The sequence below is a fragment of the Pleomorphomonas koreensis DSM 23070 genome, assembly GCF_000425185.1.
Taxonomy (GTDB): domain Bacteria; phylum Pseudomonadota; class Alphaproteobacteria; order Rhizobiales; family Pleomorphomonadaceae; genus Pleomorphomonas; species Pleomorphomonas koreensis.
On sequence record NZ_AULH01000016.1, the window covers coordinates 1 to 16,278 of the forward strand.

The window sequence follows — 16,278 nt, forward strand, 5'->3', positions numbered from 1 at the left end:
AGTTATTCCGAACCAAAGGGTATGTTCCCACGTGTTACTCACCCGTCTGCCACTCCCGTATTGCTACGAGCGTTCGACTTGCATGTGTTAAGCCTGCCGCCAGCGTTCGTTCTGAGCCAGGATCAAACTCTCATGTTCAAGAGTTCCATCCCGAAATCACAAAAACTCGACGAGGTCTTTCCATCCAGACCCACCCTCACGGACAGACCCAAACGGAAACCTATCAAGAAACGTCATTCCGGTGCTTAGCTCTTCTTGGCACAAACCAAACCCCTAAAGGCTCAGTCCGTGCCGAATAGCCCAAACGCCGGCCACGTTTCTCTTTCTTCCTATCCACTTGTCAAAGAACGGAGGCAAATGCCTCAAACCCGAAACCGGGAGAGCCGACCATCGAACCGCGCCGAACCTCGATCCGCCAAACCCGCCGACATGGCGACCCCGACAGATCAAAACATCCGGACATGTTCTTAACGTCCGCTCCGGAAGATCACTGATGAACCAGCAGGCAATCCGCTGACCATCTCCCTTCCGCGTCATCGCTCCTGGCGACGACACATCCGCCGGCCCTACGTCGCCGCAGCGCCGCCGTCGTTGGAGCGGGTTATATGAGCCCTCTCCCGGCCTGTCAACGCCTTTTCTTCAAAAAACCGTCATAGACGGTCGAAGCGCGCAAAGCCCCGGATTTCCAAGGTTTTTGACAGTGCGGCGCCGGCATTCGCCGACCGTTCGCCAGGACGCTTCCGGCATTTCCGGGCTTTTCCGCCCGCCATCCGGCAGGCCCGCGGCGACCTTCGGCAGTTTCCTCGGCGTCGTGATGCAGATATGGTAAACAAAACGGAAACGACAAGGAGTCGCTCGTTGCCCGAAACCAGTTTTTCCGCCGTCCTCGCCGGGCCGGCGCCGATGCTGCCGGTTATTGTCGTCATCGCCGTTCTCATCATCGTGACGGTATTGAGCCTCGCCGGCCGGCGTCGCCTTGCCGCCCGCGAGGCGGCCGGCCGGCTGGAGCTTGCCCGCCTCGACGAACGCCTCACCCGGCTCAACGACGCGGACAGCCAGCTTTCCGCCCTGAAGGAGCGCCACGCCGCGCTCACCGCCGATCTCGCCCGCACCCGCGCCACGCTCGACGAGCGCGACAACGAGGCGCGGCGGCTCAAGCAGGAGCTGGAGGCGGCGCGCACCACCCTCACCGAGGTCAGGGGCCGGCACGACGAGGACGAAGCCGACATGCGCGAGGCGCTCGGCACGGTGCAGTCCAAGCTCAGCGCCGCCCACGCCGACCTGCGCGCCAAGTGCGAGGAGGTCGAGGCGTTGAAGATCGAGCTTGCCCGCGCCCGCGAACAGCGGGAGGAGGCGCAGCGCCTGCTCGGCGAGGCGCGCGTCGCCCTCACCGACATGCGCTCGCGCACGGATGCGGAGCGCGAGGCGGCGAGCGAGAAGCTGGCGCTTTTGCAGGAGGCGCGCGTCCAGCTCTCCGACCAGTTCAAGGCGCTGGCCGCCGACATCCTGGAGGAGAAGTCGAAGTCCTTCTCCGAGGCCAACCGCGCCTCGCTCGGCACGCTCATCGATCCGCTGAAGGTGCAGCTTGCCGACTTCAAGGGCAAGGTCGAGGAGGTCTACATCAACGAGGCCAAGGAGCGCTCGGCACTCGGCGAGCAGGTGCGGCAGCTGTTCAGCCTCAACCAGCAGCTTTCGCGCGACGCCCACAACCTCACCACCGCCCTGCGCGGCCAGGCCAAGAGCCAGGGCAACTGGGGCGAACTGATCCTCGAACGGGTGCTGGAGGCGGCCGGCCTGGTCAAGGGCCTGCATTTCGTGCCGCAGGAGAGCCATGCCCGCGACGACGGCAGCCGCATCCAGCCGGACATCGTGCTGAACCTGCCCGGCCAGCGCTTCATGGTGATCGACAGCAAGGTGTCGCTCACCGCCTACGAGCTGTTCTCCTCGGCCGAGGACGACGGTGCCCGCGAGGGCGCCCTGCGTCGCCATCTCGACAGCATCCGCAGCCACATCAAGGATCTCTCGGCCAAGAACTACCAGGAGATCCACGGCGTCACGGCGCTCGACTTCGTCATCCTGTTCGTGCCGATCGAGCCGGCCTTCCTGGTGGCCATCACCCGCGACGCCGAACTCTGGCATCAGGCCTGGGAGAAGAACATCCTGCTGGTCAGTCCGTCGTCGCTCTTGTTCGTGGTGCGCATCGTCGCCCAGCTCTGGCAGAAGGAGCAGCAGAGCAAGAACGCCCAGGACATCGCCCGGCGCGGCGCCGAACTCTACGACAAGCTGGCCGGCTTCGTCGAAGACCTCGACAGGGTGGGCAAGGGCCTGAAGGACGCGCAAGGCGCCTACGACCGCGCCTATGCCAAGTTCGCCACCGGCCGCGGCAACGTCGTCCGGCAGGCCGAGTTGCTGCGTGCCCTCGGCCTCAAGACGGCCAAGCGCCTCGATGCCGGCCTCGTCGAAACGGCGGCCGACGCCGAGGAGGAGACGGGCGCCCTGCCGGCGCCCGAGGATCAGGTCTCGTAAACGGGGTCAGTCGTCACCGCCGGGTGGCCGCCGGTCGCGCTTGATGGCGCCGCGCTTGGTCTTGGCGTCGACGCGCCGCACCTGGCTCGCCCGCGTCGGCCGGGTGGCGACGCGCGGACGCGGCGGAATGGCCGCTTCGGCGAGGATGGCCTTCAGCCGTTCGAGCGCGTCGTCCCGATTGCGCTCCTGCGAGCGGAAGCGCTGGGCCTGGATGATGATCTCGCCGGCCTGGGTGATCCGCGACGGACCGGCGATGCGCGAGGCGCGCACCTTGGTTTCCCAGGGTATGCCGCTGGCGTTGTAGAGGTCGTAGCGTAGCGCCACCGCCGTCGCCACCTTGTTGACGTTCTGCCCGCCCGGCCCCGATGCCAGGACATAGGAGAAGCTGAGGTCCTTCTCGTCGATGTAGAGGCCGTCGGCAACGTAGATCATGGCAGCAGGATATAAAGATCGTTGCCGACCTCCGCAAACCCCTCGTCAGACCTTGAGGAAGCGGCCGCTCGCCGCCACGCCGATCAGGAACACCGAGATGATCAGGAAGGCGGCCGGCAGCGAGGCGACATGGGCGACGAAGCCGATGGCCGCCGGTCCCAGGAGGATGCCGGCATAGCCGAGCGTCGTCACCGCCGGCACGGCGACGCTCTCGGGCATCAGCGTCTGCTTGCCGATGGCGCTGTAGAGCACCGGCACGATGTTGGAGCAGCCGGCGCCGACCAGCGCGAAGCCGAGCATGGCCGCCGGCACCGAAGCCACCAACGTGGCGATCATCAGGCCGGAAGCGGCGAGCAGGCCGCCGATCAGGATGATCGTGGTGCGGCTCACCCGCCGCACGATGGCGTCACCGGAGAGGCGGCCGATGGTCATGGTGGTGGCGAAGGCGGCGTAGCCGAAGCCGGCATGCGCCGGGTCGGCGCCGCGTGAGAAGGTCAGGAACACCGCGCTCCAGTCGAGGATGGAGCCTTCGGTCAGGAAGACGATGAAGCAGAGGATGCCGATGAACAGCACGGCGCCGCGCGGCAGCGCGAAGGCCGGGCCGGACGTGTCGCCGCCGAAGCCGAGGAAATGCGGCGCCGCCCAGACCAGCATCGCCGCCGTGAAGACAAAGGCGATCAGCGACACGCCAAGCGGCGAGGCGCCGAGGCTGAGCGCGCCGGCGCAGCCGGCGGCGCCGACGATGCCGCCGACGCTGAACAAGCCGTGGAAGCCGCTCATCAGCGCCCGGCCGGCCGCCCGCTCGACGATCACCGCCTGGATGTTGACGACGCAGTCGACCGATCCGACGCCGGCGCCGAGCACGAACAGCGCGGCGGCCAGCAGCACGGGGTCCGATAGCGTGGCGAGCGCCGGCAGGGCGACGCAGACCAGCAGCGACGAGACGATCAGCACCCGCCGGCAGCCGTAACGGCCGGCCAGCGCACCGGCCAGCGGCATGGCGATGATCGAACCGATGCCGAAGGCGAGCAGCAGCAGGCCGAGACTGCCTTCCGCGAGGCCGGCCCGCGTCTTGGCGAACGGCACCAGCGCCGCCCAGACGGCACCGCCAAAGCCGGCGATCAAGAAGGCGACGCGGGTCGAGAATTGCTCGGCGCGGCCAATGGCAGGCGCCTCGAAGGCGGCGGTAGACATGATGGACGATCCCTCGAAACTGGCTGCCTTTCCCTGGGGCGGCGGCAGTTGATTCGATTCAGCCAGCGGCGTCAAGAGCCGCGGCGATCGCCCGTCCGGAACCGGATGGCCGACCGGGCGTTTCCGGAAAGCCGACGGGATACGGCGATCGCTCCGACATGGATGGGAGCCATCGCGCGCCGCCCCGCCTGACGCCGGTTGATCCGGAATACCCGTCCGTTCGGAGGCAAACGCATGACCGTCCCAGGCACTTTCCGCCGGCCGCACTGGCTGGTTCTTCTTCTCGCCCTGGCGATCGCCCTGATCGGCCTCACCCTGATCGTCGGCGGTCTTTATCTGATCTACGTCGGCGGCTCGCCCTATTACGCGCTGGCCGGCCTCGGCCTGCTGCTGACCGCCTGGCTGCTCTGGCGCGGCAGCGCGCTGGCGCTATGGCTCTACGGCCTCGTCTACGTCGCGACGCTGGTCTGGGCGGTTTGGGAGGCGGGCCTCGACGGCTGGGCGCTGGTGCCGCGCGTTGTCGCGCCCACCGTCATGCTGCTGTTCATCGTCGCCGCCATGCCGGCGCTGAGACCGCGCCACGCCAACTGGCGGGCGGCGTTTCTCGCCGACGTGGTGATCGTCGCGGCGGCGGCCATCATCGGCCTGACGCTGCCCAACGCCCACGTCACCGACTACGCCGGCGCCCTGCCGCCGGCCGGCCCGGCCGATGCCCAGGCCGATCCGTCGCTGCATCTGGCCGGCGCCGACTGGCCGGCCTACGGCGGCAGCGACAGCGCCCGCCGCTATTCGCCGCTGGCCGAGATCACCCCCGATAACGTCGGCAAGCTCAAGCGCGTCTGGAACATCCACACCGGCGACCTGCCGCAGTCGGAGTTCGCCAGGGGCAAATACGGCGCCGAGACGACGCCGCTCAAGGTCGGCAACGGGCTTTACCTCTGCACGCCGAAGAACGTGATGATCTCGCTCGATCCGGCCACCGGCAAGGAGCGCTGGCGCTATGATCCCAAGGTCAGCGACGACTGGATCCCCTATACCGCCGCCTGCCGTGGCGTCACCTATTATGAGGTGCCGGGCGCTCGCACCGGCGAGGCCTGCGCCGCCCGCATCATCGAAGGCACGCTGGACGCCCGCCTGATCGCCGTCGACGCCGCCACCGGCACTCCCTGCCCCGGCTTCGGAGAGAACGGCGCCGTCGACACCAAGCTCGGCATGGGCAAGGTGGAGCCCGGCATGCTGTCGATCACCGCCGCCCCGACCATCGTCCGCGGCGTCATCGTCACCGGCCATCAGGTGCTCGACGGCCAGATCCGTAGTGCGCCGTCGGGCGCCATCCAGGGCTACGACGCCGTCACCGGCGCCCTGCGCTGGGCCTGGGACATGAAGCAGCCGGATATCACCGGCCTGCCCCCGCAAGGTCGCAGCTACGCGCGCGGCACCCCCAACATGTGGACGGCGGCGAGCGGCGACGAACAGCTCGGCCTCGTCTACCTGCCGCTCGGCAACTCGGCCGTCGACTACTGGAGCAGCCAGCGCAGCGATATCGAGAACGACTTCGCCACCTCGCTGGTGGCGCTCGACGTCGGCACCGGCCGGCCGGTCTGGCACTTCCAGACGGTGCACAAGGACGTCTGGGACTACGACCTCGGCTCGCAGGCGACGCTGGTCGACTTCCCCACCGACGGCGGCCCCGTGCCGGCGCTGGTGCTGCCCTCCAAGCAGGGCGATATCTACGTGCTCGACCGCCGCACCGGCAAGCCGCTGACGCCGGTCGAGGAACGGCCGGCGCCGGGCGGCGGCGTCGAGCCCCAGCAGCGCGCGCCGACCCAGCCGCACTCGCTCTACCACACGCTGCGCAAGGCCGACCTCAGCGAGAAGGACATGTGGGGCATGTCGCCGATCGACCAGATGGTCTGCCGCATCGAGTTCCGCACCGCCACCTATCAGGGATTCTATACGCCGCCGACGTCGGCGACCCACAGCATCGAGTATCCCGGCTACAATGGCGGCTCGGACTGGGGCGGCGTCGCCGTCGATCCGGGGCGCGGCATCATCATCGCCAACTACAACGACATGCCCAACTACGTCCGCCTGGTGCCGCGCGACGAGGCCGACCGCCTCGGCTGGACGCCGCGCAGCCAGGCGCGCGGCGCCATCGGCGGCGCCGAGGGTGCCGGCGACCCGCAGGCCGAGACGCCGTTCGCCGTCAACGTCAACGCCGGCTGGCGCCTGCCGGTCACCGGGCTCTTGTGCAAGCAGCCGCCCTATGGCGGCATCCGAGCGATCGACCTGAAAAGCGGCAAGACGCTGTGGGATCGCCCCTTCGGCACCGCCCGCACCAACGGCCCGTTCGGCATCCCCTCGATGCTGCCGGTCGACATCGGCACGCCGAACAACGGCGGCGCCGTGGTGACGGCCGGCGGCGTGGTGTTTATCGCCGCCGCCACCGACAACCTGATCCGGGCGATCGACCTCAAGACCGGCAACACGCTGTGGAGCGACACGCTGCCGGGCGGCGGCCAGGCGACGCCGATGACCTACGAGGCGAACGGCAAGCAGTATGTGGCGATCATGGCTGGTGGCCATCACTTCATGGAGACACCGATCAGCGACGAACTGATCGCCTATGCCCTGCCCTGACCGGTCATGACCGGCCGTCCGGCTGGGCGCCAGGGTGCCCGGCCCCTCCGGAGCGTTTGCGTGTTTCGTGCAAGCGCTCCGGCTCTTTGATTGACGCTTTTCTTCACGCGAACCGGTGACCGCTTCACCCGGCAATACTCCATCCATCCCCGCCAGCCCGCCGGAGGCTCAACTGTCGCTGTTCCAGGTCTTTGCGCTGCTGATCGTCACCACCGCCGGCTTCAGTTGGCTGAACCGGCGCTTCCTCGGCCTGCCCGAGCACATCGCGCTGTTGCTGATGGGTCTCGGCGCGGCGGTGGCGCTGGTGCTGGTCGAGCGGACGGTGCCCTCGCTGTGGCCGGTCGACGCCGTCGAGGCCATGCTGCGGCGCATCGACTTCGAGGCGACGCTGATGCAGGGCGTGCTGGCCTTCCTGCTGTTCGCCGCCGCCATCACCATCGACTGGCAGGAACTGAAGCGGCGCAGCCTGGCCATCGCCCTGCTTGCCACCATCGGCGTGGCGCTGTCGGCCGTGCTGGTGGCGGCCATGCTCCATGCGGTGGCCGGCTTTGCCGGCCTGCCGATCTCCTTTGCCTGGTGCCTGGTGTTCGGCGCGCTGATCGCCCCCACCGACCCGATCGCCGTGTCGGCGGCCCTCGAGCACGTGCCGCTGCCCGCCCGGCTGCGCGTCGACGTGGTCGGCGAGTCGCTGTTCAACGACGGCGTCGGCGTGGTGCTGTTCTCGCTGGCGCTGTCGGCGGCCACCGGCGACGGCGACACCGGCATCGCCGTCGCCACGCTGGAGATCCTGGCCGAGATCGCCGGCGCCCTGGTGCTCGGCGTCGTCGCCGGCCTGGCCGCCACCTACGCCTTCCGCCAGATCGACGACTACTCGGTGGAGGTGCTGATCTCGCTCGCCCTGGCCATGGGCGGCTACGCGCTGGCCGACGCCATCGGCGTCAGCGGGCCGATCACCGTCGTCGCCTCGGGCGTGCTGATCGGCAACCTCGGCGCGCCGCGCGCCATGAGCGAGCGCACCCGCGCCTATTTCTACGGCTTCTGGCGGCTGATCGACGACCTGCTCAATGCCGCGCTGTTCGTGCTGCTCGGCCTCGAAGTGCTGGTGCTGCACCTCCGGACGACGCCGCTGTTGTTCGGCCTCATCGCCGTGCCGGTGGTGCTGATCGCCCGCTCGGCCACCGTCGCCGCCACGCTGGCGACGCTGGGCGGCTGGCTGCGCTTCGACAAGGGGGCCGGCGTCATCCTCACCTGGGCGGCGGTGCGCGGTGCCATCTCGGCGGCGCTCGCCCTGTCGGTGCCCTACGGCGACGAGCGCGAGCTGATCCTCGCCGCCACCTACGCGGTGATCCTGTTCTCGTCGGTCGTCCAGGGCCTGACGCTCGAACGGGTCATCCGCCTTACGACCCGGCCGCCGCCCGACGACAAGTCGACATAGGCCACGGAACCAAAGCCGCCGGTCGGCGTTAACCACATGGGGAATTTTCCGTACGGCCGCGCGTTGTCCGCCTTTGCACGCGTCTGGGAGATCTCCCCGGAGAGATGCCGTGTCCGTTTTCCGCCGCCTGAGACCGAAGCCCACCGTCCTCCGCCGCCTGCGCGCCGCATCGTTCACTGTAGCTGTTGCCCTCCTCACCGCCGGCTGCCGCTTCGCCGTGCTCGACCCCAAGGGGCCGATCGCCGCCCGCGAGAAGGAGCTGATCCTGATCTCCACCGGGCTGATGCTGATCGTCGTCGTCCCGGTCATCGTGATGACGATCGCCTTCGCCTTCTGGTATCGCGCCTCCAACACCCGCGCCAAATCGCTGCCCGACTGGGCGCGCTCCGACGCCATCGAGGCGGTGGTGTGGGGCGTGCCGCTCCTCATCGTCATCGTTCTCGGCTCGCTGGCCTGGACCACCACCCACGCCCTCGACCCCTACCGGCCGCTGGCCGGCGACGACAAGACGCTGGTGATCGACGTGGTGGCGCTCGACTGGAAGTGGCTGTTCGTCTACCCGGCGCAGAACGTCGCCGCCGTCAACGAGGTGGCCCTGCCGGTCGGCACGCCGGTTCGCTTCGAGATCACCTCGGATTCGGTGATGAACTCCTTCTTCATCCCCGGTCTCGCCGGCCAGATCTACGCCATGGCCGGCATGCGCACCGAACTCGGCGTCATCGCCGACGAGGCCGGCAGCTTCGACGGCCTGTCGGCCAACTACAGCGGCGCCGGCTTTTCCGGCATGAAGTTCAAGGCGCTGGCCATGTCGCGGGCCGACTTCGACGCCTGGATCGGCAAGGTGCAGCAGGCCGGCCGGCCGCTCGACGCCGCCGCCTATGCCGAACTCGCCAAGCCCAGCAGCAACAACGCCGTCGCCTACTACGCGCCGGGCAGCCCCGCCCTGTTGCAGAGCCTCGTCGACAAGTACCGCAACGCGCCGCCGCCGGCGCATCCGGGCGGCTGAGGACGGCGGCCAAGGAGAGCGCGACGTGAACGCCATCTTCGGAAAGCTCACTCTTGAGGCCATTCCCTACGACCAGGTCGTCACCATGGCCGCCGTCGGCCTCGGCGGGCTGGCGGCGCTCGCCGTCGCGGCGGCCATCACCTGGTACGGCCGCTGGCGCTGGCTCTGGGACGAATATCTCACCTCGGTCGACCACAAGAAGATCGGCATCATGTACGTGGTGCTCGGCCTCGTCATGCTGCTGCGCGGCTTCACCGACGCCATCATGATGCGCATCCAGCAGGCGATCAGCTTCGGCGCCAATCCCGGCTACCTGCCGCCGCACCACTACGACCAGATCTTCTCGGCGCACGGCGTCATCATGATCTTCTTCGTGGCGATGCCGCTGGTGGTCGGGCTGATGAACATCGCCGTGCCCCTGCAGATCGGCGCCCGCGACGTCGCCTTCCCCTTCCTCAACTCGCTGAGCTTCTGGCTGACCTTCGCCGGCGCCATCCTGATCAACGCCTCGCTGGTGTTCGGCGAGTTCGCCAAGACCGGCTGGGCCGCCTATCCGCCGCTGTCGGAGACCTCCTTCAGCCCCGACGTCGGCGTCGACTACTACATCTGGAGCCTTGAGATCAGCGGCATCGGCACGCTGCTCACCGGCGTCAACTTCCTCGCCACCATCCTGCGCATGCGGGCGCCGGGCATGAAGCTGATGCGCATGCCGATCTTCACCTGGACGGCCTTCTGCACCAATGTGCTGATCGTCGCCGCCTTCCCCATCCTCACCGTCACGCTGTCGCTGCTCGCCCTCGACCGCTACGTCGGCACGCATTTCTTCACCAACGACGGCGGCGGCGAGCAGATGATGTACGTCAACCTGTTCTGGGCCTGGGGCCACCCGGAGGTCTACATCCTGGTGCTGCCGGCCTTCGGCGTGTTCTCGGAAGTCGTCGCCACCTTCTCCGGCAAGCCGCTGTTCGGCTACAAGTCGATGGTCTGGGCGACCATCGCCATCACCTTCTTCTCCTTCGTGGTCTGGCTGCACCACTTCTTCACCATGGGCGCCGGCGCCAACGTCAATGCCTTCTTCGGCATCGCCACCATGATCATCGCCATCCCCACCGGCGTGAAGATGTTCAACTGGCTGTTCACCATGTTCCGCGGCCGCGTGCGCTTCACGGTGCCGATGCTGTGGACGCTCGGCTTCATGATCACCTTTACCATCGGCGGCATGACCGGCGTGCTGCTGGCCATGCCCGGCGCCGACTTCGTGCTGCATAACAGCCTGTTCCTGATCGCCCATTTCCACAACACCATCATCGGCGGCGTGGTGTTCGGCGTCTTCGCCGGCATCACCTACTGGTTTCCCAAGGCCACCGGCTTCCGCCTCTACGAGCCGCTCGGCAAGGCGGCCTTCTGGTGCTGGATCGTCGGCTTCTACGTCGCCTTCATGCCGCTCTACGTGCTCGGCTTCATGGGTATGACGCGCCGGCTCAGCCATTACGACAACCCGGACTGGCATCCCTGGCTGGTGGTCGCCGCCGGCGGCGCCGGGCTGATCGCCCTCGGCATCCTCTTCACCATCCTGCAAATCGCTTACAGCATCTGGAAGCGCGACGAGTTGCGCGACCTCACCGGCGATCCCTGGAACGGCCGCACGCTCGAATGGTCGACCTCCTCGCCGCCGCCGGCCTACAATTTCGCCGAGACGCCGCATGTCACCGAACTCGACGCCTGGGCGCGGATGAAGGCGAGCGGCGGCGGCATGTTCGTGCCCGCCTCGCCCTATGGCGACATCCACATGCCCAGCAACACCGCCGCCGGCCTGCTGATCGGCATCCTCAGCATCGGCCTCGGCTTCGGCCTCGTCTGGTACATCTGGTGGCTGGCCGCCGTGAGCGCCCTCGCCATGTTCGCCGTGCTGCTGCATCGCCTGTTCGAGGCCGACATCGCCTTCGTCATTCCGGCCGCCGAGGTGAAGGATCTCGAACTGCGGCGCCTCGAAGCCGGAGCCGGCCAGCCATGACCATCGATCTTCCCGAGGCCCACTCGGTGCATGCCCCGCAACTGCCGCCGGCCTCCGAACACGACACCGAACTCACCGAGAAGACCGTATTCGGCTTCTGGCTCTACCTGATGAGCGACTGCGTGCTGTTCGCCTCGCTGTTCGCCGTCTACGCCGTGCTCGGCCGCAACTATGCCGGCGGCCCGACCGGCCGCGACATCTTCGACCTCTCTTACGTGCTGGCCGAGACGGCCATCCTGCTCTTGAGTTCGGTTGCCTATGGCTTCGTGACGCTGGCCGCCCACGACGATCGGAGGCGGACGGCCCTGCGCTGGCTGGCGCTGACCTTCGCGCTCGGCCTCGCCTTCGTCGCCATGGAGGCCTACGAGTTCCACCACCTCGTCGGCGAAGGCGCCGGCCCCAGCCGCAGCGCCTTTCTCTCGGCCTATTTCGCCCTGGTCGGCACCCACGGCCTGCATGTCGCCTCCGGCCTCGTCTGGATGGCGGTGATGGCCGTCCAGCTCGCCCGCGACGGCCTTTCCGCCACGGTCCACCGCCGCATGGCCCTCCTCGGCCTGTTCTGGCACTTCCTCGACATCATCTGGATCGTCGTCTTCACCGAAGTCTACCTGACGGGAGTCCTCTGACATGGCCGACGGCAGAACCCAGCATCTTCCCGGCGCCGCCGCCTCGCTCCGCCACTATCTCCGCGGTTTCGTGCTGTCGGTGCTGCTGACCGGCGCCGCCTTCGCCCTGGTGATGACCGGGGCACTGCCGCGCGATCCCACCATCCTCGTCATCTTCGCGCTGGCCGCCGTGCAGGTGCTGGTGCATCTCGTCGACTTCCTGCACATCGACGGCTCGCTCGAACAGCGCTGGAACGTCTACGCGGCGCTGTTCGCCCTGCTGGTGGTCGGCATCCTGGTCGGCGGCAGCGTCTGGATCCTGTTCAACGCCCAGGCCAACATGAGCCACGGCATGCCCATGCCGCCCGAGGCCTTCTGAGGTGGCGGCCGGCCGCAACCCCTATCTGCGCCTCGTAAAGCCTGGCATCGTCGGCGGCAACCTGATCTCGACAGCCGGCGGCTTCCTGCTCGGCGCCCGCGGCGCCATCGATATCCGGCTGCTGGCCGCCGCGCTGATCGGCGTGGCGCTGGTGGTGGCCGGCGGCTGCGTCTTCAACAATGTCATCGACCGCGACATCGACGCCCTGATGAGCCGTACGGCCAGCCGGCCGATGGTGACCGGCGCGGTCGGCATCGCCACCGCCATCGCCTACGGCGCGGCGCTCTCAGCCCTCGGCCTGCTGCTGCTGATGCTGATCACCGGCCGCCTCGCGGCGGCGACGGCGGCGGCCGGCCTCTTCATCTACGTCGGCCCCTACAGCCTGTGGTTCAAGCGGCGCTCGCCGGTCGGCGTGCTGGTCGGCAGCCTGGCCGGCGCGACGCCGCCGGTCATCGGCTACGCCGCCGCCACCGGCCGGCTCGACGGCGCGGCCCTCCTCCTGTTCCTGATGTTCTCCCTCTGGCAGATCCCCCACTCCGACGCCATCGCGGTTCTCCGCCGCGACGACTATGCCGCCGCCGGCGTGCCGGTGCACCCCGTCCGCCACGGCGTCGCCGCCACCAAATTCCGCATCGTGCTGGTGATCGCCGCCTTCGGCTTCGCCTCGGTCGCGCTGTCGCCGGCAGGCTACACCGGCGGCGCCTATCTCGGCGCCGCCGTGCTGGCCGCCGCCGGTTGGCTCTCCGTCGCCCTATCCGGCATGGCAGCCGACGACGGCCGCTGGGCGCGGCGCGTCTTCCTCGCCTCGCTCTGCTGCCTTCTCGTGCTCTGCCTGATGATGGCCGTCGACTATCGCTGATCGGCGAGCGCCAGCTTCAGGCCGAGCAGCACGAAGGCGCCGGCGAACAGCCGCCGCAGCCCGGCGAGCACCGCCGGCCGCGACAGCACCCGGTCGCGCACCCCGGCGGCGGCGACGCCGTAGAGGGCGAACACGACGAAGGTCATCGCCATGAACACGCCGCCGAGTTCGACGAAGCGCAGCGTCGGCGCCGCCTCGCCGCTGCCGACAAACTGCGGCAGGAAGGCGAGGAAGAACACGGTGAGCTTGGGGTTGAGGAGGTTGAGAAGGATCGCCCTGAACGTGATGTCGAAGGCCGAGCCGTCGCGGCCGTCGGGCGCCACGGCCAGCGCGCCGGTCTCCTTCAGCGTCATCCAGGCCATGTAGAGGAGATAGGCGACGCCGGCGACGCGCAGGATTTCGAAGGCGACGGCGCTTGTCTCGATCATCGCCGAGAGGCCGAGCACGGCGGCAAGAAGATGCGGCAGGATGCCGAGCGTGCAGCCGAAGGCGGCGATCACCGCCGCCCGGCCGCCGCGCCCGAGGCCGGCGCCGAGGGTGTAGAGCACGCCGGTGCCCGGCGAGGCGACGACGATCAGCGAGGTCAGGAGGAATTCGGGAGACAGAAGAGCGGACATCATCGGGGCTCCGGCTGGTTCGCCCCATCCTGCCGGCATCCAGTCGCCGAGGCCACCCGATTTTTGGAAGAGGGGCGCCCTGAACGATCTGCCCCGGAGAGAAGGAGTCCTATACTCGCCGCCTGCCCCATTCTGCCCGAGATCCTCCGCCTATGCGGAGAATGACAACCTATGTATATGTTTTTTATATATAATTCTGTCATCCTCCGCATAGGCGGAGGACCTCGAGCAGGACAAACGCGGGGCCGATATAAGGCGCCCGGCCCACACGAGACCCAAAACGAAACCGGGCGGCCTCACGGCCGCCCGGCTCAGTTAGTCACCTGCGATCGTCGATCAGACGAGCGACTTGTAGACCGGCTCCCACACCTTGGCGGTGATGGCGGCCTTGATGGCGGCATCGTCCAGCTTCGGGGCAAGGCCCTCGGCCATCGCCTGCTTGGCGACGGCGACGGCGATGTGCGAGGAGACCTCGCGCATGCGGTCGAGCGTCGGCAGCAGCTTGTCGCCGGGGTTGGTCTTGGCCGGCGACAGCTCGGCGAGAGCGCGGGCGGCGGCCAGGAACATGGCGTCCGTCACGCGCTTCGAGCCGACGGCCAGCGTGCCGAGGCCGACGCCCGGGAAGATGTAGGAGTTGTTGGTCTGGGCGAAGTGGTAGGTCTTGCCCTCGTACTCGAAGGGCAGGAACGGCGAGCCCGTGCCGATGATGGCGCGGCCTTCGGTCCACTTGATGATGTCCGACGGCTGGGCCTCGACGCAGGAGGTCGGGTTCGACAGCGGGAAGACGATCGGCCGCTCGGTGTGCTTGCCCATCTCGCGGATGATTTCTTCCGTGAACATGCCCGGCTGGCCGGCCACGCCGACGAGAACGGTCGGCTTGGCGTTCTTGATCACTTCGTAAAGCGAAGCCTTGCCGGCCTCGGCGACGTCCCAGCCGTCGATGATCTTGCTGTCCTGACGGAAGCCGAGCTGGAAGGTGTCGAGGTTGGGCGTCTTCTCGGTGACGAGGCCGTAACGGCCGACGATGAAGAAGCGCTTGCGGGCTTCCTCGTCGCTGAGGCCCTCGGCGACCATCGCCATGCGGATCAGGTCGGCGATGCCGACGCCGGCCGAGCCGCCGCCGAGGATGGCGACGCGCTGCTCGGTGAGCGGCTTGCCGGTGATCTGGATGCCGGCCAGCAGCGTGCCGGTGGCAACCGAAGCCGTGCCCTGGATGTCGTCGTTGAACGTGCAGAGCGCGTCACGATACTTGTCGAGCAGACGGTTGGCGTTGTTCTTGTGGAAGTCTTCCCACTGAAGAAGAACGTTCGGCCAGCGCTTCTTCACGGCCTCGACGAACTGGTCGATGAAGCTGTCGTATTCCTCGCCGCGGATGCGCTCGTGCTTCCAGCCGAAGTAGAGCGGATCGGCGATGCGTTCGGCGTTGTTGGTGCCGGTGTCCAAGGTGATCGGCAGCACGGTGTCGGGGGCGATGCCGCCGCAGCCGGTGTAGATGGCCAGCTTGCCGACCGGGATGCCCATGCCGCCGACGCCCTGGTCGCCGAGACCGAGGATGCGCTCACCGTCGGTGACGACGATGCACTCGACGTTGTCATAGCGCGGGTTGGCCAGGATTTCGTCCATCTTGGCGCGGTTCGGATAGGAGATGAACAAGCCGCGCGGACGGCGGATGATGTGGTGATACTGCTGGCAGCCGGCGCCGACGGTCGGCGTGTAGATCATCGGCAGCAGTTCGTCGAGATTGCGGGTGATCACCGCGAAATAAAGCGTCTCGTTGGCGTCCTGCAGGTCGCGCAGATAAACGTAGCGGTCGAGGTTGGTCGGCAGCGCGCGGATGGTCTCCAGCGAGCGGGCGACCTGGGTGTCCAGCGTCTCGACGGCGTCGCCGAAATAGCCGTTCAGCTTGAAGGCGTCGCGCTCGGCCTGGGTGAAAGCCGTGCCCTTGTTCAGCAACGGGTCTTCGATGAGGGCCTGGCTCGTGGGGATCGCCTTGACGGCCGCGCCGTCCTTGAGGGTCACGTCGTTCATCTCTCTCTTCATCCTTCTGGCTGTCGAACCGGGCCCGCCATCTCGGCGGAACACCACGGATCCGGCGCGGTCGCCGATCCCATTTTTTCGGGCCACTTACTGCCCCTTTTGCATCAGAAAATCTTCCGTAGAAACACGACGTCGTCTTTGCCCGGGGAGCTTAAACGCGTAAATCGGCGGGTGTCCGACTACTATATCGATGTAGTTGGAAATTCATGTCATCGACGACAAGCCGTTGCGGCGGCAAAACTGCGGCCACTCGGCCGTCTTTCTTCAGGAAAACCCCGGATAAGCCGGGCTTTGCAGCGGCGGCCAAGGAGATCGACGCGACGGCGGCCGATCGACGCGGCAACGGCCGCGGCGGCAAGGTCGGACTCGATGGCCGCTACGTACGTATTCATAGCCGACGAAGAAAGTATTAGCGTCGAAACACTGGGCAAACCCCGCGAAAACTGCCAAGACGACTAAGGTCACCCTTCCCGCTGCGGCCGTTTGTCATGAAAAATTCATGGGGTTATTTTCTCATCTTTATATGTCGTTAAG

At 67.6% G+C, this 16,278-nt stretch carries 12 protein-coding genes and 1 rRNA gene; 8 read left to right on the forward strand and 5 right to left on the reverse strand.

The window, feature by feature from the left end; genetic code table 11:
- Nucleotides 1-138 (reverse strand): 16S ribosomal RNA (locus H512_RS0114090); the annotation flags it as partial.
- Nucleotides 139-858: 720 nt separating this feature from the next.
- Between H512_RS0114090 and H512_RS24075 the strand changes: the two genes are divergently transcribed.
- On the forward strand, nt 859-2,526 hold the full coding sequence (locus H512_RS24075; protein WP_210162699.1) for a DNA recombination protein RmuC: 1,668 nt from the start codon (nt 859-861) through the stop codon (nt 2,524-2,526).
- A gap of 6 nt (nt 2,527-2,532) precedes the next feature.
- Here H512_RS24075 and arfB read toward each other — a convergent pair whose 3' ends face one another.
- On the reverse strand, nt 2,533-2,958 hold the full coding sequence (gene arfB, locus H512_RS0114100; RefSeq protein WP_026784005.1) for an alternative ribosome rescue aminoacyl-tRNA hydrolase ArfB: 426 nt from the start codon (nt 2,956-2,958) through the stop codon (nt 2,533-2,535).
- A 45-nt stretch (nt 2,959-3,003) separates the two neighbouring features.
- Nucleotides 3,004-4,152 carry an MFS transporter gene (locus H512_RS0114105; RefSeq protein ID WP_026784006.1) on the reverse strand — a complete coding sequence of 383 codons (1,149 nt, stop codon included), beginning with the start codon at nt 4,150-4,152 and terminating at the stop codon, nt 3,004-3,006.
- A 234-nt stretch (nt 4,153-4,386) separates the two neighbouring features.
- Between H512_RS0114105 and H512_RS0114110 the strand changes: the two genes are divergently transcribed.
- From H512_RS0114110 to cyoE, 7 genes are all read left to right on the forward strand, one after another.
- On the forward strand, nt 4,387-6,792 hold the full coding sequence (locus tag H512_RS0114110; protein ID WP_053239880.1) for a membrane-bound PQQ-dependent dehydrogenase, glucose/quinate/shikimate family: 2,406 nt from the start codon (nt 4,387-4,389) through the stop codon (nt 6,790-6,792).
- A gap of 115 nt (nt 6,793-6,907) precedes the next feature.
- Nucleotides 6,908-8,227, forward strand: coding sequence for a cation:proton antiporter (locus H512_RS0114115; RefSeq protein ID WP_053239881.1), 1,320 nt, complete (start codon nt 6,908-6,910; stop codon nt 8,225-8,227).
- 109 nt (nt 8,228-8,336) lie between these two features.
- Nucleotides 8,337-9,233: a ubiquinol oxidase subunit II gene (gene cyoA, locus H512_RS24080; RefSeq protein WP_245585415.1), complete on the forward strand. Its 897-nt coding sequence runs from the start codon at nt 8,337-8,339 to the stop codon at nt 9,231-9,233.
- 34 nt (nt 9,234-9,267) lie between these two features.
- On the forward strand, nt 9,268-11,247 hold the full coding sequence (gene cyoB, locus H512_RS0114125; protein WP_026784009.1) for a cytochrome o ubiquinol oxidase subunit I: 1,980 nt from the start codon (nt 9,268-9,270) through the stop codon (nt 11,245-11,247).
- Complete coding sequence (gene cyoC, locus H512_RS0114130) at nt 11,244-11,873, forward strand: cytochrome o ubiquinol oxidase subunit III (RefSeq protein WP_053239882.1); 630 nt, start codon at nt 11,244-11,246, stop codon at nt 11,871-11,873. The genes cyoB and cyoC overlap by 4 nt, the downstream gene beginning before the upstream one ends.
- Nucleotide 11,874: 1 nt before the next feature.
- The gene (cyoD, locus tag H512_RS0114135) at nt 11,875-12,231 is read left to right on the forward strand and encodes a cytochrome o ubiquinol oxidase subunit IV (RefSeq protein WP_026784011.1); all 357 of its coding nucleotides are present in this window, start codon (nt 11,875-11,877) and stop codon (nt 12,229-12,231) included.
- A 1-nt stretch (nt 12,232) separates the two neighbouring features.
- Entirely contained in the window at nt 12,233-13,090 is an 858-nt protein-coding gene (gene cyoE / locus H512_RS0114140) for a heme o synthase (RefSeq protein WP_026784012.1), read from the forward strand.
- Here the strand turns inward: cyoE and H512_RS0114145 are convergent.
- On the reverse strand, nt 13,081-13,695 hold the full coding sequence (locus H512_RS0114145; protein WP_026784013.1) for a LysE family translocator: 615 nt from the start codon (nt 13,693-13,695) through the stop codon (nt 13,081-13,083). The genes cyoE and H512_RS0114145 overlap by 10 nt on opposite strands.
- A gap of 348 nt (nt 13,696-14,043) precedes the next feature.
- On the reverse strand, nt 14,044-15,735 hold the full coding sequence (locus H512_RS0114150; RefSeq protein WP_053239883.1) for an NAD-dependent malic enzyme: 1,692 nt from the start codon (nt 15,733-15,735) through the stop codon (nt 14,044-14,046).
- Between the last annotated feature and the right edge of the window lie 543 nt (nt 15,736-16,278).